Origin of the sequence: Bacillus sp. SD088 (genome assembly GCF_017355205.1) — a bacterium.
Classification (GTDB): domain Bacteria; phylum Bacillota; class Bacilli; order Bacillales; family Bacillaceae_C; genus Lederbergia.
The window spans coordinates 57,234-79,043 of record NZ_JADIJK010000026.1; the positions used below are offsets into that span (position 1 = coordinate 57,234).

At 37.7% G+C, this 21,810-nt stretch carries 19 protein-coding genes and 1 CRISPR repeat array; of the genes, 13 read left to right on the plus strand and 6 right to left on the minus strand.

The window, feature by feature from the left end:
• Positions 1 to 12 precede the first annotated feature (12 nt).
• Positions 13 to 237, minus strand: coding sequence for a hypothetical protein (locus IPU53_RS19620; RefSeq protein WP_207452687.1), 225 nt, complete (start codon positions 235 to 237; stop codon positions 13 to 15).
• A 341-nt stretch (positions 238 to 578) separates the two neighbouring features.
• Here IPU53_RS19620 and IPU53_RS19625 point away from each other — a divergent pair, with 341 nt between their 5' ends.
• The 6 genes from IPU53_RS19625 (at position 579) to rhaM (ending at position 7,084) form a co-directional block, all read left to right on the plus strand.
• The gene (locus IPU53_RS19625) at positions 579 to 836 is read left to right on the plus strand and encodes a zinc ribbon domain-containing protein (protein ID WP_313886538.1); all 258 of its coding nucleotides are present in this window, start codon (positions 579 to 581) and stop codon (positions 834 to 836) included.
• 600 nt (positions 837 to 1,436) lie between these two features.
• Positions 1,437 to 2,332: a CRISPR direct-repeat array (repeat unit 32 nt; unit sequence GTCGCACCTTACTTAGGTGCGTGGATTGAAAT).
• Positions 2,333 to 2,726: 394 nt separating this feature from the next.
• On the plus strand, positions 2,727 to 3,347 hold the full coding sequence (locus IPU53_RS19630; protein ID WP_207452689.1) for a histidine phosphatase family protein: 621 nt from the start codon (positions 2,727 to 2,729) through the stop codon (positions 3,345 to 3,347).
• Positions 3,348 to 3,765: 418 nt separating this feature from the next.
• Complete coding sequence (locus IPU53_RS19635) at positions 3,766 to 4,815, plus strand: fatty acid desaturase (RefSeq protein ID WP_207452690.1); 1,050 nt, start codon at positions 3,766 to 3,768, stop codon at positions 4,813 to 4,815.
• A 69-nt stretch (positions 4,816 to 4,884) separates the two neighbouring features.
• Complete coding sequence (locus IPU53_RS19640) at positions 4,885 to 6,009, plus strand: sensor histidine kinase (RefSeq protein ID WP_207452691.1); 1,125 nt, start codon at positions 4,885 to 4,887, stop codon at positions 6,007 to 6,009.
• A 3-nt stretch (positions 6,010 to 6,012) separates the two neighbouring features.
• On the plus strand, positions 6,013 to 6,612 hold the full coding sequence (locus tag IPU53_RS19645) for a response regulator transcription factor (protein ID WP_207452692.1): 600 nt from the start codon (positions 6,013 to 6,015) through the stop codon (positions 6,610 to 6,612).
• Positions 6,613 to 6,769: 157 nt separating this feature from the next.
• The gene (gene rhaM / locus IPU53_RS19650; RefSeq protein ID WP_207452693.1) at positions 6,770 to 7,084 is read left to right on the plus strand and encodes an L-rhamnose mutarotase; all 315 of its coding nucleotides are present in this window, start codon (positions 6,770 to 6,772) and stop codon (positions 7,082 to 7,084) included.
• A 260-nt stretch (positions 7,085 to 7,344) separates the two neighbouring features.
• On the opposite strand, the gene IPU53_RS19655 is transcribed toward rhaM, so the two are convergent.
• Positions 7,345 to 7,659 (minus strand): helix-turn-helix domain-containing protein, encoded by a 315-nt coding sequence (locus IPU53_RS19655; RefSeq protein ID WP_207452694.1) that lies wholly within the window; start codon positions 7,657 to 7,659, stop codon positions 7,345 to 7,347.
• Positions 7,660 to 8,084: 425 nt separating this feature from the next.
• On the opposite strand from IPU53_RS19655, the gene IPU53_RS19660 reads away from it, so the two are divergent.
• The 3 genes from IPU53_RS19660 to IPU53_RS19670 are packed head-to-tail and all read left to right on the plus strand — an operon-like array spanning position 8,085 to position 11,224.
• A complete protein-coding gene (locus tag IPU53_RS19660) occupies positions 8,085 to 9,395 on the plus strand; it encodes an ABC transporter substrate-binding protein (protein ID WP_313886535.1) in 1,311 nt (436 codons plus the stop codon).
• Between the two features lie 58 nt (positions 9,396 to 9,453).
• Positions 9,454 to 10,374 (plus strand): carbohydrate ABC transporter permease, encoded by a 921-nt coding sequence (locus IPU53_RS19665; RefSeq protein WP_207452713.1) that lies wholly within the window; start codon positions 9,454 to 9,456, stop codon positions 10,372 to 10,374.
• Positions 10,375 to 10,390: 16 nt separating this feature from the next.
• Positions 10,391 to 11,224: a carbohydrate ABC transporter permease gene (locus tag IPU53_RS19670; protein WP_207452695.1), complete on the plus strand. Its 834-nt coding sequence runs from the start codon at positions 10,391 to 10,393 to the stop codon at positions 11,222 to 11,224.
• A gap of 67 nt (positions 11,225 to 11,291) precedes the next feature.
• Here the strand turns inward: IPU53_RS19670 and IPU53_RS19675 are convergent, their stop codons facing one another.
• Entirely contained in the window at positions 11,292 to 12,083 is a 792-nt protein-coding gene (locus IPU53_RS19675; RefSeq protein WP_207452696.1) for a TerC family protein, read from the minus strand.
• A gap of 780 nt (positions 12,084 to 12,863) precedes the next feature.
• On the opposite strand from IPU53_RS19675, the gene IPU53_RS19680 reads away from it, so the two are divergent.
• From IPU53_RS19680 to IPU53_RS19690, 3 genes are all read left to right on the plus strand, one after another.
• Positions 12,864 to 13,763 (plus strand): sulfite exporter TauE/SafE family protein, encoded by a 900-nt coding sequence (locus tag IPU53_RS19680; protein ID WP_207452697.1) that lies wholly within the window; start codon positions 12,864 to 12,866, stop codon positions 13,761 to 13,763.
• A 122-nt stretch (positions 13,764 to 13,885) separates the two neighbouring features.
• Positions 13,886 to 14,770, plus strand: coding sequence for a LysR family transcriptional regulator (locus IPU53_RS19685; RefSeq protein WP_207452698.1), 885 nt, complete (start codon positions 13,886 to 13,888; stop codon positions 14,768 to 14,770).
• 502 nt (positions 14,771 to 15,272) lie between these two features.
• Positions 15,273 to 17,192 carry an LTA synthase family protein gene (locus IPU53_RS19690; protein WP_207452699.1) on the plus strand — a complete coding sequence of 640 codons (1,920 nt, stop codon included), beginning with the start codon at positions 15,273 to 15,275 and terminating at the stop codon, positions 17,190 to 17,192.
• Between the two features lie 172 nt (positions 17,193 to 17,364).
• On the opposite strand, the gene IPU53_RS19695 is transcribed toward IPU53_RS19690, so the two are convergent.
• Positions 17,365 to 17,652: a hypothetical protein gene (locus IPU53_RS19695; protein ID WP_207452700.1), complete on the minus strand. Its 288-nt coding sequence runs from the start codon at positions 17,650 to 17,652 to the stop codon at positions 17,365 to 17,367.
• A 446-nt stretch (positions 17,653 to 18,098) separates the two neighbouring features.
• Between IPU53_RS19695 and IPU53_RS19700 the strand changes: the two genes are divergently transcribed.
• Entirely contained in the window at positions 18,099 to 19,190 is a 1,092-nt protein-coding gene (locus IPU53_RS19700) for a glycerol dehydrogenase (RefSeq protein WP_207452701.1), read from the plus strand.
• Positions 19,191 to 19,287: 97 nt separating this feature from the next.
• On the opposite strand, the gene IPU53_RS19705 is transcribed toward IPU53_RS19700, so the two are convergent.
• Complete coding sequence (locus IPU53_RS19705; RefSeq protein ID WP_207452702.1) at positions 19,288 to 19,971, minus strand: response regulator transcription factor; 684 nt, start codon at positions 19,969 to 19,971, stop codon at positions 19,288 to 19,290.
• A 319-nt stretch (positions 19,972 to 20,290) separates the two neighbouring features.
• A partial coding sequence (locus IPU53_RS19710) for a sensor histidine kinase (RefSeq protein ID WP_207452703.1) occupies positions 20,291 to 21,810 on the minus strand: 1,520 nt, incomplete at its 5' end.

A 21,810-nucleotide genomic window follows, 5' to 3' on the forward strand; every position in this document is an offset into this window, starting at 1 on the left:
TCATCTTCCTTTCTAGTATTCACTCATTTTTGGAAATAAGAAACGGACAGCTTTTGGAAAATATGTAATAAAAAACGAATGCAGATGTTCTCCATTTTCCTCCGTCATCATGGTGATATCGGATGCTTGATGGACAAGTTTTGTTTGTAAAAGTTTATAAGCGATTTTATTATTAGGAACCATCAATCTTAAAGCGTTGTCACGGTCCTTGCCCCCTTCTGCCTTAAGCACAAACATTCGTCTACACCTCCGTAATTGAGAATCACTTTCAATTACTAAGTTTATTGAAAGTGATTCTCATTGTCAATGATTATTTAAGCAATATATTATTTTAACGGTCTTAGGCAGAAGTCTCCTTCCTCAACACCTGAAAGATGTAGGTGGGAGATGAATGCTTGCTCTTATATTTTTTATTATTTCACGAACAATTGTTTCTGTATGTGGTATAATAAAAGTGTATCATCATATGGAGTTTTGGCGACGTGGACGGTATTCAGCGGGACACGTCTCGTCGTAAAAAGAAGAAGGTACGAAACAGAAGAACGAATCAAAAATTATCGAATTGGTCCTTTGGGAAAGTGTACGACTATCTGAATTATAAGTTAGAGGCGGAAGGGATCCAGATAGACAAACACAATGAAAGCGATACGACGCAACAATGTCCTTGTTGCTCGAAGAAACGAAAGGTAACTTCGAGAATCTATGTTTGTTCATGCGGATACAGTCAACATCGTGATATACATGGTGCCACCAATTTTTTCACCAAAACCTTTTACGGTGAAATCAGAGAACTCGATTTTACCCTGAACCCAACAAAGTATCTACGGATTGCCTAAGGCAGGAAGTAGTAGATGGTCTGTTCCGACCCAGTCAATGGATTGACTGTTGCCAAATCTAGTTGTTGGGATGAGCCCCTGTGACTTGTCATAAAAGGAATGAGTCACCCTCATTTCTTGTTGGGTATTCTCGACGATTCCCTACTTCAAAAACGGACGTTTTAAGTGGCGGGAGGTTCATTGGCAACACTATGGAGGTGGGCTTCCGATAATATTCTAGAACATTATCGGGAGGATAAATAAAGCAGTTCATTAACTATTGCTTGATTTGGTATGATAAGATTAATCTGAAAATAAATGCAAATCTCCATTTCATATTTTTATTTAGCGGAAGGAGATTATTGTTGGGGCATAGCATTGTGTGAGATTCATCAGTATCTAATTTATATAATCAGTGGTGCGAACCTGAAGCTCACATAAAACTCCTAGGAGATTCGCACCTTCCTACCTTAATTGATTCGTCTCTTGATCTAGCGGGATTAGCAACTACTTGATAGATATATATAGGAATTAGTTACATAATCAGAGCTACTCTTATCTCAGGGACTCGCACTTTTTGGTGTGTAAAGCATTGATACACACGCTTGGAAAATGATCGGAGTCGCACCTTACTTAGGTGCGTGGATTGAAATATATTAATGCAGGTGGTGGAACAGGATTCGAAAGGTCGCACCTTACTTAGGTGCGTGGATTGAAATAAGAAAAAGAAAGACAACTTAGAGGTTTTACAAGTCGCACCTTACTTAGGTGCGTGGATTGAAATTTAAACGAAGTATTGGTGCTTCTGTTAAGGACCATGTCGCACCTTACTTAGGTGCGTGGATTGAAATTTGTCATACGAATGTCATATGATCGCCACTAATAAGTCGCACCTTACTTAGGTGCGTGGATTGAAATCACCCCAAATGTGGGAGGAGGCCCAAGATAAAGAGTCGCACCTTACTTAGGTGCGTGGATTGAAATTGATGTTTTTCCATGTATTTGTGAAAAAGTTAGCCAGTCGCACCTTACTTAGGTGCGTGGATTGAAATTTTTAGACAACGATAAGGGGGCATCATTTATGTGGTCGCACCTTACTTAGGTGCGTGGATTGAAATCACCCCAAATGTGGGAGGAGGCCCAAGATAAAGAGTCGCACCTTACTTAGGTGCGTGGATTGAAATTGGAACATCCTCACTCCACGAGATTAACCCACTAGTCGCACCTTACTTAGGTGCGTGGATTGAAATAAATAAAGGGGGAATCCAAATGAGACAAAAAGGACGTCGCACCTTACTTAGGTGCGTGGATTGAAATATCCCTTCCGTTCCCAAACGATTAAATCGCCTTAGTCGCACCTTACTTAGGTGCGTGGATTGAAATTTTCAGCTTCAATACGTTTGTCTCTCTCGTCTTTTGTCGCACCTTACTTAGGTGCGTGGATTGAAATTTTAAAGCAGGTTTGGCATTAAGTTTTGCCAAAGCGTCGCACCTTACTTAGGTGCGTGGATTGATGATGTACCTATATTCATAAAACTCCCGCTACACTCCTCACGAGTGTGCGAATTGAACTTTACATATAGTTTACTGATTAGGGATGTATATATAATAATCCTCGTAGTAGAGTGCGAGTACTATTATGACCATCATAAAAAATACGCTACTGAATATAGTGAAAATAAAACCTCCTATTGGAAATATTGGATATTTCATTGCATCCTTTAAAGGAATAACCTAGTATATATAGTAGGTATGAAAACAATTGCTCGAAGTCAGAAATGCTAGAATGGTTTAAGTAATCTCTAAAAATTGGTTTTCAAAATGCTTGGAGATATAATTTGCAACTATACTGATGCAGATAAATGGTTGTGAGACGAGCATGCTAAAATAGAAATACGGGGGTATATAAAAATGGAATTATATTTAATTCGGCATGGAGAATCAGTCGGAAATGCGACAGGTAAAGATATTCCTGATTGTGTCTTAACAGAACGTGGAGAAGAGCAAGCAAGGCTTGTGGTCCAAAGTTTAATAGACGCTGAGATTACGCATATTCTTTCTAGCCCGCTCATAAGAGCATTACAAACAGCTCAACCTTTTGCGAGAGCGATAAATAAGCCTATTATCGTAATGAAAGACGCTTATGAAGTGAGACATCTTGAATCGTGTACGGGAGCAGTATTAAGTGATCTGTTGGAGCAATTTCCAGAAGCGGAGTTTGATGAGGATTTTGAGCCAAATGGATGGCATTATAAGGGTAATGAGAATCCCGCGATCATCATTAAAAGAGTAAGCAAAATCGCCAAACAATTGAAAGAATATCATGAGGAAGCTAAAATTGCGATGTTTGCCCATGGTACGCTGAATCAATATCTTATTAGAGAATTAATCGGTCTATCCGATTCTCAACACGTCCATTTTTATCAAGAAAATACTTGTGTGAATTGGTTCACGATCACGAAGGATTATACGAGGGTGAATAAAATAGGAGATATCCATCATTTGCAGGGGCTTGCCAATGTAAGTAGATGAAGTGAGTAAGGATTATTGCCATATGTTTTGAGGATAATCTCCCAGTTAGATTCGTTATTAATGTAAGAATGGAGAGCTATTAGATTTTGAGATGACTTAAAATCTGATGGCTCTTTGTTTAATCTTAGTAAATGTCTCTTTCTAGCAATATAGAGGGGACTGCCTTTGTAAGAGGATCATTGTATGTTCAAACAAGTTTGACAAAAAAAGGGTAAATTTTGCTCATGCTAGTTCTAGGTTTAACTCCAATGAAGCCTATGTTGACAGGACCTACGAAGTTGCTTCAAGAAGAATCTTCAGTATATACGGACAAACCATGATATTTATCATGGTTTGTCTGTGACATCTATGCCTTTTATCGCTTTTTCCCTGCTTTTATAATTAGGAGAAATGATAGCGAGAAAGGTGACGTGAATCTATGTCTCAGCTTGATCACCGAAATTTTAAGAAACAAATTGCTCATTATGAAAAGTCCAGTACGAAGAATAGTGTTTGGCAGGTTATCAACACACTTGGTCCGTTTTGCCTTTTATGGTTTTTAGCGTATAAAAGTCTGTCCATATCCTATTTTCTTACATTTGCACTCTGTATCATTGCATCCGGATTTTTAGTGCGGATCTTTATTATTTTTCATGATTGTTGCCATGGTTCTTTTTTTAAAAAGAGAAGGGCGAATCAAATTTGGGGTACAATCACAGGAATCCTAACTTTTTGTCCCTATGAACAATGGAAACATAGTCACTCCATCCATCACGCTACAAGTAGTAATCTGAACAAGCGTGGTACTGGTGATGTCTGGGTGATGACGGTCGATGAATATCTAGCTTCATCTAAATTAGAAAAATTAACGTATCGTTTGTATCGCAATCCGTTTGTGATGTTTGTGCTTGGCCCGATTTATATTTTCCTGATCTCTTATCGCTTTAATACAAAAAGCGCTAAACCGAGAGAGCGGCGTAATACTTATATTACCAATATTTCAATCGTTGTGGCCATTGTTCTATTATGCTGGTTAGTCGGTTGGCAAGCATTTTTGTTAATTCAAGGCCCGATTTTTTTCCTTTCTGGTTCACTTGGAATTTGGCTGTTTTATGTTCAACACCAATTCGAAGATTCTTATTTTGAAAACCAAGATAACTGGGATTTTGTTAAAGCCGCTATGGATGGGAGTTCGTATTATAAGCTTCCTAAAATCCTGCAGTGGTTAACGGGTAATATTGGTTTCCACCATATCCATCATTTAAGTCCGAGGATTCCAAACTATTATTTAGAAGAAGTGCATAATAATCACAAGCCATTACAAGAGGCAACAACCATTACACTTTCAACAAGCTTGCGTTCTCTTCGTTTTCGCTTATGGGATGAAAAGCACAAGCGGTTTATTGAATTTAGAGAAATAAAAAATGTGATTAATAAAGGGAAGGAAGATAAACTACCTATCTCCGCTCCATCGGTTAAAAATTCATAGAAGTTTACGAGTTCCTTTGTGATATGATGACAAAGGAACTTATTTTATTTGGGATATGAGGGTAAAGAGATGAAAAGGATCATACAAAGATTAAAAAGTTCAGGCATTTCTCCTTATATATGGACGATTCTAGCGATTCTTCCATTTTATTTCGTTTTCCAATCGTCTTCTGTTGTAGAAGTGATTGTTGGAATTACTTTAATTATTATTTTCTTTGTCGCTTTACGTTTTGCTTATGTGTCAAAAAAATGGCCTGTCCATTTATGGACCATTATATTGATTGTGATTTCAATGGCGATGTCTCTTCTTTTTCAGTATATTTATTTTGCCTTTTATATTGCTTACTGCATTGGTCATATTAAATCACGGGCGACCTTTTTTACTTTATATATTACTCATTTGCTTTTCACTGCCGCATCCATCACTTTTATTGCCGTCTACCATAATCATTTATTTTTACAGCAGCTACCCTTTATCATCATCCTTTGTCTAAGTGTGATATTGTTACCGATGAATATTTATAATCGAAAAAAGCAAGAAAAGCTGGAGCAACAGTTAGAATATGCGAATAATAAAATTGCTGAATTGGTGAAACAGGAGGAGCGGCAGCGGATCGCTCGCGATTTACATGATACATTGGGACAAAAGCTTTCCATGATTGGATTAAAGAGTGACTTGGCAAGAAAATTGGTCTATAAACAACCAGAGCAGGCAAGGCATGAGTTGATAGATATTCAGCAAACGGCTAGAACTGCTTTGAATGAGGTAAGAACTATGGTGTCGCACATGCGGGGAATCAGGATGAGGGAAGAATTGATCAGGGTTCAGGAGATTTTACAAGTAGCACAGATTGAGTTGATTACAGACCGAGATATTAAATTAAAAAATGTGTCCGTTTTTCTGGAAAATATTTTAAGCATGTGTGTCAAAGAAGCTGTCAACAATGTGGTCAAACATAGCCAGGCAGCGACATGTTGGATCATAGTTGAACAATCCGTTAAAGAGATTCAAATCAAAGTAGAGGATGATGGAATTGGCATTAGTGATCATGGTTACTTTGCGAAGGGAAATGGATTAATGGGGATGAAAGAGCGGCTGGAATTTGTCAATGGAACATTAGACATTACAGAAGGAAAGGGGACAATCCTCACGATGACGGTGCCGACCGTAGTGAAGAAGGTAAAGGAGGAATAATATATGATTCGAATCGTAATCGCAGAGGATCAGGGAATGATGCTTGGTGCACTTGGCTCATTGCTTAATTTAGAGGAGGATATGGAAGTAGTTGGAATGGCTAAAAGTGGAGAAGATGCCATTCACTTAGTGAAACAATTCGAACCTGATATTTGTATTATGGATATTGAAATGCCAGGAAAATCTGGGTTAGAGGCAGCAGAGGAACTGCAAAGTCTGGAATGTAAAGTGATCATCCTTACGACCTTTGCACGCTCTGGGTATTTTCAACGTGCCATTAAAGCAAGTGTTAGTGGCTATCTATTAAAAGATAGCCCAAGTGAAGAATTAGCAAATGCCATTCGCCATGTTATGACCGGAAGAAAAATCTACGCACCTGAACTAATGGATGACTTGTACAGGGAAGAAAACCCACTCACAGGACGAGAAAAGGCAGTATTAGAATTAGTCGCCGATGGAAAAAACACAAAAGAAATCGCAGAGAAACTCAGCATCAAAACCGGAACAGTCCGAAACTACATTTCGCAAATCCTCGACAAACTCGAAGTCACCAACCGAATCGAAGCCATCACACAGTCAAAGAAAAAGGGATGGTTCAAATAAAATGGGGCCTGACCCCCAGTGTGGTAACGCATTACTACATTGGGGGTCAGGCCCCACATAAAAGTTGACTTTGGAAAATGTGTTTATTATGATGAAGATATCAATATGTGGAAACGCTGTCATTGTTTGATTTATTATAAAGAAGGAAGGCGATGGAGTGCAGAGAAAGGGATTTATTATGAAGGTTTATGCTGATAAACACGAAGAATATGAGAAAAGCCATAATGAAATTTGGCCAGAGATGGTCGAAGAGCTGCGCCGACATGGAGCACGGAATTATTCCATCTTTTTAGATAAAGATACAAACCAACTATTTGGCTACATCGAGATAGAGGACGAGGAAAAATGGAATCAGATGGCAAAAACGGCAATCAATCAAAAATGGTGGGAATTTATGAAACCATTAATGGAAACAAATGCAGATAATAGTCCTGTTACGGTTGATTTAACGGAAGTTTTCCATATGGACTAGAGTCATTGATGTTTCTCATATTCGATCTACACGTATTAAAAGAAGGTGCTTGGAATTTTTTCACAATTTCCAAGCACCTTCTTTTTTTATGTTCTAGGAACCTCTAAAATCCCAGCTTGTGGGAAAATACTAACAGGAAGGGCTGGCTATCCAGCTAGCAATGTAAGCAGTCCCTTTGATCGGTGTACTTTTCGAAAGGGAGGCTTCTCTTTTTTAACTAGTAGTTGCCGAGTAAAATTTTGCAGATAGCTAGGTCTTTTCTATTGATCTTCTCCTATTACTAAATTTAGGAATTCATTTAATTTCACTCTCGCTTCGGGGCTTAAGGTTTTCACTGTATTGATCAGTTGAATTAAATCAGGTGGGGTGTTATTATGCTCGGATGTGAAAAACGATGATAAATCAGAATCTAGCGCATGCAGAATTCTGGCAAGCATGTCAACATCGGGAATAGCTTTATTATTTTCAAAACGACTAATATAGGATTGAGAAATATTGACTTTCCCCGCAAGTTCTTGTGTCGTAAGACTCCTAGCTTTCCTTAAGTTTCTTAACCTTTCACCAATTTCAATCATTTAAAACTTCTCCAACTCTCTTTTTTCTTTATTTTACCGTGACTCGATACTAAAACACATGAGTACAATATTTTTAGAATTAATAGTTATAATTATATTGACAATTATTCCTAATAGTCATAATATGAGTGATGTGGTAACTATTCCATACGGATAATGAAAAAAGTAGTTATATAGTGCTGTGCAACTAAAGGATAAATAGTAGTTATCTTTCTATCATGTCCTTCATGTAGGCTCTTTGTAGAAAAAGTAGAGGGTAGTTATCAGCAAATGTTCATTGCTCAGGTAACAAAGATGTTAGTTGTAAAGAAAACACATAAGGGGGGAGTAGTCCAACATTGGCCATCTATGTGATTTTTTAAAATGAAAGGGCTTGCGAAACAAGCGTTCTAGCTAGTTTTAAATAAAAACTTGGGGGTGTCAAAGTGAGTGAAAGGGTAAAGAAATTCGGACAATTTATGCTTATTGCTATGCTTACCTTATTGTTATTTTTATCAGGCTGTTCTTCAAATGAAGGGGCTTCAACTGGTGAAAAAGAGGGAGACGATGAAAAGACGGAAATTACGTTTTGGCATGGTAGTACAGGTATCGGATTAGAAGCAATGGAAGCATTGGTAAAGAGTTTTGAAGAATCGCATCCCGATATTAAAGTGAAAATGGTTTATACGGAGGCAAACGAGGGGGCGGACCAAAAACTTTTGACTTCCGTTACAGGTGGCAATCCTCCTGATGTTGCAACATTTGATCGATTCAAAGTTGGGTCCTGGGCGGATCAAGATGCGCTAACGGATTTAACAGATATGGCCGAGGCAGATGGGATCTCTCGCGACCGTTATTATCCATATGCGTGGGATGAAGCGAGCTACGAAGATAAGCTGTATGCGATTCCCTATTCAACGGATTCTCGTTTACTTTATTACAATAAAGATCATTTTAAAGAAGTTGGGCTGGATCCTGATGACCCACCTAAAACGATTGAAGAATTGGAAGCAGCTGCTGAAAAATTAACAATCAAAGAAGGTAATCGTTTTAAACGAATTGGCTTTATTCCATGGTATGGACAAGGTTGGCTTTATAGTTGGGGATGGTCATTCGGAGGTGAATTTTACGATGAAAGTACAGGGGAAGTCACAGCCAATGATCCTAAAATTGTAGAAGCTTTGGAATGGATGGTTGAATTCGGGAAAAAATACAATGTAGAAGATATTTCTGGATTTGAAAGTTCTGCGGGTAGTGACGCTTTAGACCCGTTTATTTCAGGTCAGCTTAGTATGAAAATAGATGGAAACTGGACGGTGACAGGAATAAGCAAATTTAAGCCTGATTTAAACTACGGTGTTACGCCAATCCCGACACCTAGTGGAACTGATTATACTACTTGGTCTGGTGGACATAGCTTTATTATTCCTAAAGGAGCTAAGAACGTTGAGGCTGCGTGGGAATTTTTGAAATACTTCGGTGGTCCAGAAGGAGCAAAAGCATATTATTCCAAGCTTGAAGGAGACTTCTCCGTTCAACCGCTTGTAAACGAAGAACTTGGGCGTGGTGATGATCCGATTTTAAAAGAATTTGTGGATATCCTTCCAAATTCACATCATAGACCTGTTATTTCAGAAGGACAATTGCTGTGGAATGAGCTTGCAACTGCTGTTGAAAACTCGACAAGAGGTAATGGCACACCTCAGGAAAATTTAGATAAAGCGACTGAGGCAGTAAATAAAGCATTGAAAAAGTAATAAAAAGGGAGACTTACCTCCCTTTTATTTATGAAAGGGGTTGCCTAATTTGACGGAAATTCAAACTTCAAGTGTCTTAGAACCGAAAAAGAATAGTGCTTTTACTTTTAAGGCAAATTTGACTGGTTGGCTCTTTGCATCACCTTGGATAATTGGTTTAATTGTATTCTTTGCTATACCTTTATTTTCCTCTATTTATTTTAGCTTTACAACGTACAGTGTTTTACAGCCGGGAGAATTTATCGGACTTCAAAACTATAAAGAACTATTTCACGATGAATTGTTTTGGAAATCAGTCTATAATACCGTTTATTTCGCTGTCTTATTTGTTCCCTTAAGCATTATCTTTGGGGTAGCTCTTGCAATGATGCTTAATATGAAGGTAAAAGGATTGGCTGTATATCGAACTATTTATTTCTTACCTACACTCGTTCCCCACGTTGCTCTGGCAGTTCTATGGATGTGGCTATTGAACCCTGGATTTGGTCTTATTAATGGAATGCTTGACTTAATTGGGATTGAAGGGCCAAATTGGTTAGGTAGTGTAAAGTGGTCAAAGCCTTCATTGATCTTAATGTCACTATGGGGAATTGGACAGGCTGTTATTATTTATTTAGCTGGTCTTGGAGATATACCGGAAGAGCTTTATGAAGCGGCGGAAGTTGATGGTGCAAATTGGTTTCAAAGAATGAAGAATATTACATTGCCATTACTTACACCAGTCATATTTTTCAACTTAGTTATGGGCATCATCGGGGCATTTCAACAATTTACTTTACCGTATACGATGACACAAGGACAAGGATCGCCCGCAAATTCACTAACCTTTTATGTCATGTATTTATATGATAATGGATTTAAATTTTTCAAAATGGGTTATGCATCGGCAATGGCTTGGATTCTATTTGCTGTCATTATGGCTTTAACCGCTTTGATTTTTGCAACATCAAAAAGATGGGTTCACTATCAAGGTGAGTAGAAAAGGGGGGAATGGAATGCAACCAATCGTAAAAAAACGAATTCAATACTCATTAGCGCATTTAATTCTCATTATGGCTTCTATATTTTTTATCATTCCATTTATTTGGTTAATGTCGACATCATTGAAACCACTCACACAAATTTTTACTTTTCCGCCAGAATGGATACCTAGACCATTTCGTTTTCAGAATTACCTCGATGCAATGTCGTATATCCCGTTTTTCACTTATTTGAAAAATACGGTGGTGATTACGGTTTTTAGTACAATAGGTATTCTTATTTCGTGTCCATTGGTGGCGTATAGCTTTGCAAAACTTCGCTGGAAGGGACGAAATGTACTCTTTATCCTTACAATCGCGGTCATGATGATCCCGGGACAAGTAACGATGATTCCATTATTCTTAATATTCAATAAAATAGGGTGGGTTGGAACACCTTTACCATTAATTGTGCCCGCTTTTTTTGGAGCACCGTTTTACATATTTTTGTTGCGCCAATTTTTCTTAGGTCTTCCAGATACATTAAGAGATTCGGCAAAGATTGATGGTGCTTCTGAATTCAGAATTTATTTGCAAATTATGCTCCCTTTGGCCAGACCCGCCCTCCTTGCGGTTGGACTTTTCCAATTCATGGGCAGCTGGACAGATTTCCTTGGTCCTTTGCTTTACTTGACAGATGAAATGCAGTACACATTGTCATTAGGACTTCAACAATTCCAAAACCAAATGGGAACAGAATGGGGCTTAATGATGGCAGTTTCTACAATGATGACATTGCCCATCATCGTCATGTTCTTCTTTATGCAAAAGACATTTATTCAAGGAATTACTTTTAGTGGAATTAAATAATTGTAACGGGGCCTGTCCCCCAGTTCGTTAACGTATTACCAAACTGGGGGACAGGCCCCAAATCTTTTTATGAAGAAGAGCTTTCATGGGATGAATTCTTTTCATTGGGGGCTGTTTTCCCCGACATAAACCATCCAATTATAGCAATTCCTAGAAGGATTCCCCAGAAGGCAATGGTCCAGCCTGTGCTATGGGGAAAATGTTCATCTAATATAGCTACTTTTTCATGACTAAGCGTGATAACTGCTAGCTTCACTCCTACCCAAGCAACGATTAAATACGCTGTTGTTTCGAGGCCGGGACGGACAGCTAGAAGTTTAACAAATAGGTTTGCCGCGTATTTTATCAATATCAGTCCAGCAATCCCTGCTATTACGACAATTAAGAATTGCCCGCCATCCATACCACCGATGTGGGGAAGTGGCGTTCCAGGCAGAACGATCGCAAGTGCAACAGCTGCAAGGATGGAATCAATGGCAAAGGCAAGGTCAGCTAATCCAATTTTGACCACCGTTGGCCAGAAGCCTTTCTCATTGGAGTCCTTTTTCACGTTATCTTTATTATCCTTTGGTGAAGCGAATATGTCTTGGATTACATGTTTTAAACCTAAATAAATTAAATAAGCTGCACCAATCGCTTGTACTTGCCATACATTGGCAATAAAGGAGATTGCGAATAGCGCTAAGAAACGGAAAAGAAAGGCGCCCAAAATTCCGTAATTGATGGCCTTCTTTTTTTGTTTTTCTGGCAAATGTTTGGCGATCACAGCCATAACCAGTGCGTTGTCAGCAGATAAGATCCCCTCTAATCCAATGAGAATTATTAAAGTCCATCCGTATTGAATCCATAATGATTCCAATTAGTGATCTCCCTTCTGAAATAAAAAATAGAGGCTTTTACCAATGAATGGTAAAAGCCTCTAAAAAATAAAAGACCTTTACCACATTGGCAAAGGTCTTGCTAACAACGTTAAAGTTGCCCGTAAAGCCGAGAGTATGGTCTATACTCTGTAATGACGACTTTACCGTTAAAGCTACTCCCCTTTGAAACTACCAAAAATATATCATTGAATGGTCTATTTGTCAATAAGTTTATAATATTGACGGAAGTAGTGACACACTTGGATTCTTTGTTGTGTATCACTGAAAGTAAGTTACATAATCAACACAAAATTGTCGCGTGATGTAGACTAGCCATCCTGAAGAAGCTTCACGAAATAAAGTGAGAACATTAATGGAAGAAACACATAATACTGGATAACAATGGGTTAACGAATGAAGCCTGGAATGAAGGGGCTTTTTTTATTATTTAGAGAGCTATAAAATTCCTTTGCTTGTGGATAACTAGCTTATGTCGCGGTCGACATCCAGCTCCAGCGCCCAGCGACTAGCAAACTTTCGGTTTCTTCCTACGATAAGTCAACATCCATTCGCTTTCCAAGCTCATGGTGTTTCCTTTATCTCGTCAGAACCCTAAAAAGTTTGTACGTCGCTAAACGGGCGCTTGCGCTTTTGTTCTGGGATGAGCCCATTTACAATTAGATACTAAAGTTCAGTTGACAGGTAGGAATTGTATGAATACAATATAATTAAATAACATACTATATAACAAAAGTGTATACAATTTGGGAGGGAGAAATATGCGGCAACTGATGCTTTTAGCATTCATTGGTTTTCTGGCACAGTTAATAGATGGCTCTTTGGGGATGGCTTATGGTGTAACATCTACATCACTGCTTCTGGCTTATGGGATGACTCCGGCGGTGGCTTCGGCATCCGTTCATTTATCTGAGGTATTTACGACAGCTGCTTCCGGCATATCTCATATCAAGTTTAAAAATGTTGATAAGCAAATGGTTTATCGACTTATTATTCCGGGGGCGATTGGTGCTTTTATTGGTGCAACATTTCTGAGTAATTTGCCCGGTGGCATAGTTGCACCGTATATTTCCTTATTTTTACTGATGCTGGGTGTATATGTATTGCTTCGCTTTCTATTTATTCACAAAAAAATTGAGGAAAGTAATGAAACTCGGTTATCTACAAAGCAATCTGTTCCATTGGGGTTGATTGCAGGCTTTTTCGATGCAACCGGAGGGGGTGGCTGGGGACCAATTTCAACACCAGTTCTCTTGTCTAAAAACGGTATGAGTGCTCGGAAGGTAATTGGCACTGTTGATACAAGCGAATTTGCTATTGCCGTGTCCGCATCATTGGGTTTCTTTTTTTCACTTGGGACTAATGCTTTGCCATGGACTTTGGTAACAGCATTGATAATCGGAGGTGTAATTGCAGCACCAATTGCAGCTTGGTTAGTTCGAATTATTCCAGGAAAATTGATGGGGGTATTAGTTGGTGGATTTATTGTTCTGACGAATACAAGAACATTACTCATAACCTGGGTTGAAAATGAATCCTTATACCCGTTATTCTATGGAACCATCATTACGGTTTGGATGATTGCGCTTACCTATGCCATTTATAAATTTAAACATGAAAAAAGGATAGAAATTAAGAATGTGGACGGTAAAATTTCATAAAATTATAAAGCTGTAGTTTCACGGATAAAAAGGAGTAAATCGATAAAGAGAAAAGAACTGATAAGTAATTATCTTCATCTGCTATAATGGATAGTAGCAGTATACTGATGAGGATGATTTTTATGAATATTGATAATCTGAAACTTTTTTGTCTGGTCGTTGAAGAGGGAAGTATTAGCCAAGCAGCGCGGCTAAGCAATGTTTCACAGCCGGCGGTTTCCAGACAGATACATCAGCTTGAAAATAAATATGGTACGCTTCTATTTGACCGGATAGAAGGAAGATTAAAATTAACTCAGACGGGGCGGGCTCTCTATCCTTTTGCAAAAGAAATTGTAAAGGATTATCATCGTTCAAAAGAAACGATTCAGCAAATTGCCAGAAATTATGACAAGAAGCTTAGCGTTGGTGCTACACTAACCATTGGCGAATATTTATTGCCTGAAATTTTAGGAGAATTTAAAAAGAAGTATCCATATACAAAATTGATGCTGGATATCGGTAATACACCGACGATTCTGGAAAAACTTGCAAATGACGTTATTGATATTGCACTTGTGGAAGGAGAAGTAGACGATAAGGGTCTTGATATACAGAAATTTGCAGAAGATGAACTTATCCTAGTCTGCCCTCCTGATCATGAGTGGAAAGAAAGAAAAGAGATTGATATTCAATACTTAACGGAAGCAGATATGATTTGGCGTGAATCAACTTCAGGAACAAGACTAATCGTTGAAGCAGCTCTAAAAAAATACAATGTATTTGAAAGCATGGAAAGTTATATGGAACTAGGCAGCACTCAGGCAATCAAAAGTGCTGTGGAAGCAGGATTAGGCGTAAGCATCCTTCCAAGAATAACCGTAACGAAAGAATTAAAGCATGGTGATCTTGCGGAAGTAAAGATACTTGGCGCCAGTATTAATAGAAATTTATGGATGGTGAAAAAAACACAACGTTTTCCCAAAGACAGTGTGGATACATTTATCGATTTTATAATGAAAACTTAATAAACAGGTGAGGGAATTTGCAGTAAAAAGCGCGCTCTTATTTGGAATTTTATTTTCAAGGGGTACGTTCACTCGTATATTTGCTAACATTGGCTTGAGGGGATCCCTTTGAATAAATCTGAAACCAGGTGATATCCAATAATGCAGATTGCCAGTTATAGTAAAGAAGCTTTGTCTACTGCACTCCAAACATTAGATGGGGTGTTCATTTATGGCTAAATATAGTGAAGAAGCTAAAAAATGGTGGTGAAGAAATTCATTATGGGGTTCAATCTTTTGGCTTTTTTTGTTAAGATAAAATGAAACATTTTATAGAACAGAAAGAAGATGAGAGGGAGTATGAGGAAAATGTAGGCAATCATTGAATTTTAATTGTAATGTTTCATTATAATTAAAAGCGGGTAATATGATATACTGAATCGATGACTCTCTTTATGTATTAGGAATGTATAGAAAATCAGTCGGAAATATACGGAATGAGAATTTTATGAGGTGAAACATAATGAAGAAGTTTCTAATGTCAAAAACTGGTTTCTTTTCCGTTATCGTCCTTTGTTTTTGGATAAAAACGTATATAATTTATCAGGTAGAGTTTGATCTAGGGATTAATAATTTGTTGCAACAATTCTTGCTATTTTTTAATCCATTGAATTCAGCTCTTATCTTCCTAGGACTTGCATTATTTGCAAAAGGAAGAAAAGCTGGCGTTTGGCTTTTGACTATTTATACAACTTTAAATGTGCTTCTTTACGCAAATGTCGTGTTTTATCGTTTTAATAGTGATTTTATTACAATACCAACACTCACTCAAACAAGTAATTTCGCGAGTCTTGGGGGAAGTATCGCTGATTTAGTCGCATGGCACGATCTATTTTATTTGATTGACTTTATCTTGTTAGTGACGTTTTTTGTTTTGACAAAGGCTCATTGGTCTACGGAACGTTTACCAATAAAGAAACCTTTGCTTGTTCTTGCATCTGGTGCCATCTTGTTTACGGTCAACCTAGGCTTGGCTGAAGTCGATCGTCCGCAGTTATTAAAAAGAACATTTGACCGAAATTATATTGTGAAATACTTGGGTGCGTATCATTTTATGATCTATGATGCTGTACAAAGTTTTAATTCATCGAAGCAACGTGTTCTTGCTTCAAGTGATGATATAACTGAGGTGGAAAATTACACGAAGAGCAAGTATGCAGAACCTAATCCTGACTATTTTGGAGTAGCAGCTGGTAAAAATGTAATTAAAATCCATCTAGAATCTTTTCAATCATTTTTGATAGATTATAAATTAAATGGAGAAGAAGTAACGCCATTTATCAATTCACTTATTCATGATTCGGAGCAGAATTTCACGTATTTTGATAACTTTTTCCATCAAACGGAACAGGGGAAAACTGCGGATGCTGAATTGATTATGGATAATTCCTTATATGGCTTGCCACAAGGCTCAGCTTTCGTGACAAAGGGGAATAACACATATCAAGCATTGCCAGCGATATTACAACAGCAGCAAGGATATAGAAATGCTGTTTTTCATGGAGATTATAAATCTTTTTGGAATCGCGATGAAGTTTATAAGCAATTTGGGATCGATGATTTCTATGATGCTAGCTACTATGATATGGCCGATGACAAGGTGATTGGCTATGGATTGAAGGATAAGCCGTTTTTTGAGGAATCCATGCCTTATCTTGAATCATTGCCACAACCTTTTTACGCTCATATGATTACATTAACGCACCATCATCCTTATTTGATTGATGATGAGGAGGCAACGATCGGACCGGCCACAACAGGAGATGCCTCTGTGGATCGGTATTTCCAAACCGCACGTTACTTGGATGAATCAGTGGAGCAATTCTTTAATAGTTTAAAGGAATCTGGGTTATATGAAGATTCCGTGATCTTCTTGTACGGGGATCACTATGGAGTTTCGACAAATCATAATCGCGCGATGTCCGAGTTGCTTGGAGAAGACATCACCAAATTAAAATCAGCTGAATTACAGCGTGTCCCTTTCATGATTAAAATACCAGGAGTAGAAGGTGGAGGAATTAATCATGAGTACTCAGGACAAATGGATGTTGTCCCAACACTCCTGCACCTCCTAGGCATTGAGGCACGTGACTATATCCAATTCGGAACAGATCTATTCTCTGAAGAACATAAAGACTTTGTCCCATTTCGAAATGGTGACTTTATGACAGACAAATTCAGTCGAGTGGATGGCGTCTACTATGACTCCGAAACCAAAGAAGTCATTGAAGAACCAACACAAGAAATGGAAGAACTGCATGAAAAAGTCATAAACGAACTCGAACTATCCGACCGTGTCCTATACGGCGACCTGCTAAGATTTTACAAACCAGATCAAGACTGGACACCTGTCGATCCCAAAGAGTATATGTATGGGAAATAAGGGGACTGTCCCCCGCTATGGTAAAGTGGTAAAGAATTAAGGATCTGGCTTCTATTCATGAATAGAAGCCAGATCCTTTTTTAAAAAGAGAGTTTTTGCAAAATAAAATGGACTTTTTGGACAGTCCATTGGAAATTAATAAAATTTGTTGGTGTTAGTTTTGCTTCTCAGTTTAGGGTTTAAACATTACGAATTTAACTTTTTGTTCAGTGGATAGTCGGGTTGAAGTCCATACTTCCATGCCAGCAGCTTCCATTTCTTCTATTAAATTTTCAACTGCTTCGATGATCGCCTGTTTAGGATCAGGGTGGTCCCCCATTCCGTCAATGCTTTCTTCTTCCCAGAAGTAATAGCTAGCATAAGCTTCTGTATGCTTTTTATAAATATGATAAGTCACTTGAATTCTTAGACCTTTGTGTTGAATCCAAAGGGTCCCTGCACCATTTAGTAATGGTTCCATGTCTGTATCCTCCTCAGCACATAAAATAAATACACGTCTATAAAAGTTGACTACCATCAGTGGAAATGTAAGCCTACAAGGGTATAGGTCATGCAGACGTTGCCACAGGACGTGGCGACCTGCGTCTGCGCTTCACTTTCCACTACAGAGGGTAGCGGAGACTAATCGGGGTTAGCGTCCGTTATCCCCCTTAGACTTCTTGGTGTCGCATCACCGTCTGAAAGTGGGAGTCATACGGTTGGTTGCACCGAGATAAATGAAAAGATGTAAAGTTAATAGAAGTACCTGTATTATATCATTGAGAAGTGATGAGTGTCTATTTGACTGGGAGAGAAGATTTTATGCAAAACAACTCTCAAAATTATTTGTGAATATATTCACAAACTATAAAAAACATGTTATGATTAAAGTGTAAAATATAGATTATTTTAGAAGGGAAGAGGAAGATGGCTACTACAATTTTTGTTTCACCTAATAAATATGTTCAAGGAAAAGGCGCACTTAAAGATCTTGGTTCTCATGTGAAAAATATGGCAAAAAAACCTCTTATTATTTCGGATCATATTGTTTGGGGGCTTACGAAAGAGACAATCACAAAAAGTTTTCAGGAAGAGAAACTTGATTTCCATTTTGTAGAATTTAATGGTGAAGCTTCTTTGGGCGAAATTCAGCGGATTGTTGAAGAAGGAGAAGCCAATCAGGTTGATTTAGTAATTGGAGTGGGGGGAGGAAAAACACTAGATACGGCAAAAGCGATTGCCGATGGATTAGATACAGGCGTAGTTATCGTCCCAAGTACCGCTTCAACAGATGCTCCAACAAGTGCTTTATCTGTTATTTATAGTGATGATGGAGTATTTGAATCCTATAAATTCTTTGCCAAGAATCCAGATTTAGTGTTAGTCGATACCGAAGTTGTTGCGAAAGCCCCGGCCCGATTATTTGCATCAGGGATTGCCGATGCGATGGCTACATGGGTGGAAGCGAGAGCAACCATTAAAAGTAACGGCACAGCCATGGCTGGTGGAAGAACAAGTATTGCAGCAAAGGCTATTGCGAAAGCCTGTGAGGAGACCCTATTTGCTTATGGCATTCCTGCCTATCAAGCCGTTCAAAAAGATGTTGTGACACAGCATGTTGAAGCAGTAGTCGAAGCAAATACGTTGCTATCTGGTCTTGGGTTTGAGAGTGGCGGCTTAGCTGGTGCACACGCGATTCACAATGGTTTTACCGTTCTAGATGGAGAGATTCATCATCTCACTCATGGGGAAAAAGTAGCCTATGGAACGCTTGTCCAACTGATGTTAGAGCTTCATCCAGAAGGGGAATTAGTAAAATACATTACGTTTTATCAAGCATTAGGCTTACCAACAACATTAAAGGAAATGCATTTGGATGAAGTAACATATGAAGATCTTCTTAAAGTAGGACAAGCTGCTACACAAGAGGGAGAAACAATGGGGAATTTATCCAAAGATATTACAGCTGAAGATGTGGCCAATGCGATTATTGCAGTGGATCAGCTAGCTCAAAATTAATGTCGATAAAGCTATGGTTCAATTGAATAATGATAAAAAATTCTTTCGCTTCGTGCGAGAGAATTTTTTGCTTTTGTCAGAATATGGATAATAGAAATTATGATATATTTTTTATCATATCAAATAATTCAAGTTCATTAATAAGCTTAACTATTTCAGCTGTATTTCTCTTGTTGAATTTTTTTAAAAGACTACTAATTTGCTTTTTAACCGTTTCCATTTCAACGCTACGTTCTCTGGCTATTTCCTTTCGTTTTAGACCTTTGCACAATAGCTTTAAAACTTCAAGTTCAGAAGGGGTAAGAATAGCAATAATCTTAAAGATTTCTGTTAAGTGATCCTCAGATTTTTTTATACGAGCAAATTCTTGTCTGATTTTTTCAGCAATAAATGGCCGAATTGGTGAGCTGTTATTGGCCGCCGAATGTATGGCCTCTAAAATTTCCTCGATAGGAGCTGATTTTACTAAATAATCGACAATCCCACTTTGAAAGGCTGCGAAGATGTTATTATTATCTTGGTGGATGGTGAGCATGATGATTTTCGTTTTAGGTAAGATCTTATGTATTTCTGATGCCGCAACAATCCCTGCAGTTGGACTTTCCATTTCAATATCGAGAAGGACAATATCGGGCTTTTTTAGGGCTGTGAGGGCGACGGCTTCATAGCCGCTTTTGGCAGAAGCAACTAATGCGAAATTCTCTTCTTTATTAATTATTCTTTCCAATCTTCTACGATGAGCTTCCATATCGTCAGCTATTAAGAGTCGTATAGTTTGCAAATTGTTTCCCTCCCAAAAGGTCTACTTATGTTTTACCCCCTAAAATCGTTGAAAATAATAAAGAGAATTAAAGATTTAGCTATTGTTTATGTGGGAGTAAAAATACTTCCACTATTCCCCAACATGAAATCCCTTCCACTAATTATACATTAATGTGGACATTTTGAAAGAGGAGGGAATATTGTTATCATTATAGAATCCAATATTGGAGGGAAGAGGTTTCAGTATTTATAAAAAGAGGCTTATCGTGTGTTACCATCCGTTATCTCGTTTTGATGTGATTGAAATGATCCCTCAGACCAGCGTGAAGGGGTATTATTTATACCCTCCTAACGAGAGGCAATAATATATCAAATTGTGTCTTTTTACCTTTTTCACTGGTTACTTCAATTTTTCCATTATGAGCTGTAATGACTTTATGGCAAAAGGAAAGACCAATGCCCCAATTTGTAATCGATGATTTTGTTGAGAAAAAAGGGGTGAAAATTTCATCCACATTTTCAGAAGGGATTCCTGGACCATTATCTCTAATTGTAATCGTTCCCCATTGTCCAACCTCTTTCGTTGTAATCCATATATCTCCTACTCCGTTTGTAGCGGCCTCAATAGAATTTTTCAGGATGTTATAAATCGCTTCCTGGATGTATTCTGAATCAATATAAACCATGCCCTCCTGCTCATTTCTATGATAATGAATGTTAACATGTAATGTGTTGGAATGAAATCGTTCCACTGCTTTTTCAATCGGTATATGTAAGGGAGCAGCTTTCATATTTAATGTAATTGATTTTAATTTTTCGTTTGCATCATGAATACTTCGAAAAGAATTTTCACAAGCAACGATCATTAAATTCAGGCTATATTGAGCCTCTTCATCGTTTGGAAATTTTTCTTGTAAATATTCAGCCTCGGAACGGATGGCAAGTAAGTGATTTTTAATGGAATGTGTAAATGCACGTACCCCGAGTGAAGCTGTATCCATTTTCTTCTTAGTATTAATATTAATACTGGAGTACTTTGCTTCGATTGATTTATATTTAAAAACATTGTAAATCATTATAATAACAGCAAATAACACGATAACTGGAAAAAAACGATACTCCATTAGAAAAGGGTGGATAGGCGGCTGTAAGTAATTAATATAGCTTTGGCTGAATGTGACCCTCACGAAATTTAATGGTGCCCAATAAAAAATAAAGAGATGAACACTAACAAGAGGAAGAAGTCCAATGACATTATAAATGGTGAAATGTCTGATATATCTTAAACGGTAATACCGAACAAAATAATAAGCAAACAGAGCCAATCCACCGATTAAAAAACATAGATTTATAGTATGGAAGAACAGATGAACAATCTGACTATACTCATGATATTGTTGTAAATTACCTATTGATGTGACATGATCTTGCCATAGTAGATGGACATCTGGATCATAATAAATGAATTGAATGAAACTAAAAATACCTAAAATCATATATGTATAGACGTTTTTTTTCTTGACTCTTATTGTGCTCACAAATGAGATTGCAAAAGCCAAGAAAGAATAATAAAACAGAATAATACCAAAGTGAAAAAGGCGGATTAATGTATCTGTATCAAAGTTTTGGAGAACAAGATAATTCCAAGTGCCCGGGCTAAAGTCAATAAATTGATTCACAATATTATAGAAGTAGTTAAATTTTGATAGGTAGAGTGTAAAAGATACATAGGCGAGAATCCACCCGATTGTGAGCGTACTTAAAAAGAATACAGAAGAACTTTTTAAATTTCGGGAAATAAAAAAGACCAAAATAATAATGCAAACTAAAAATAAGAAAATCATGATGTCCACTCCTT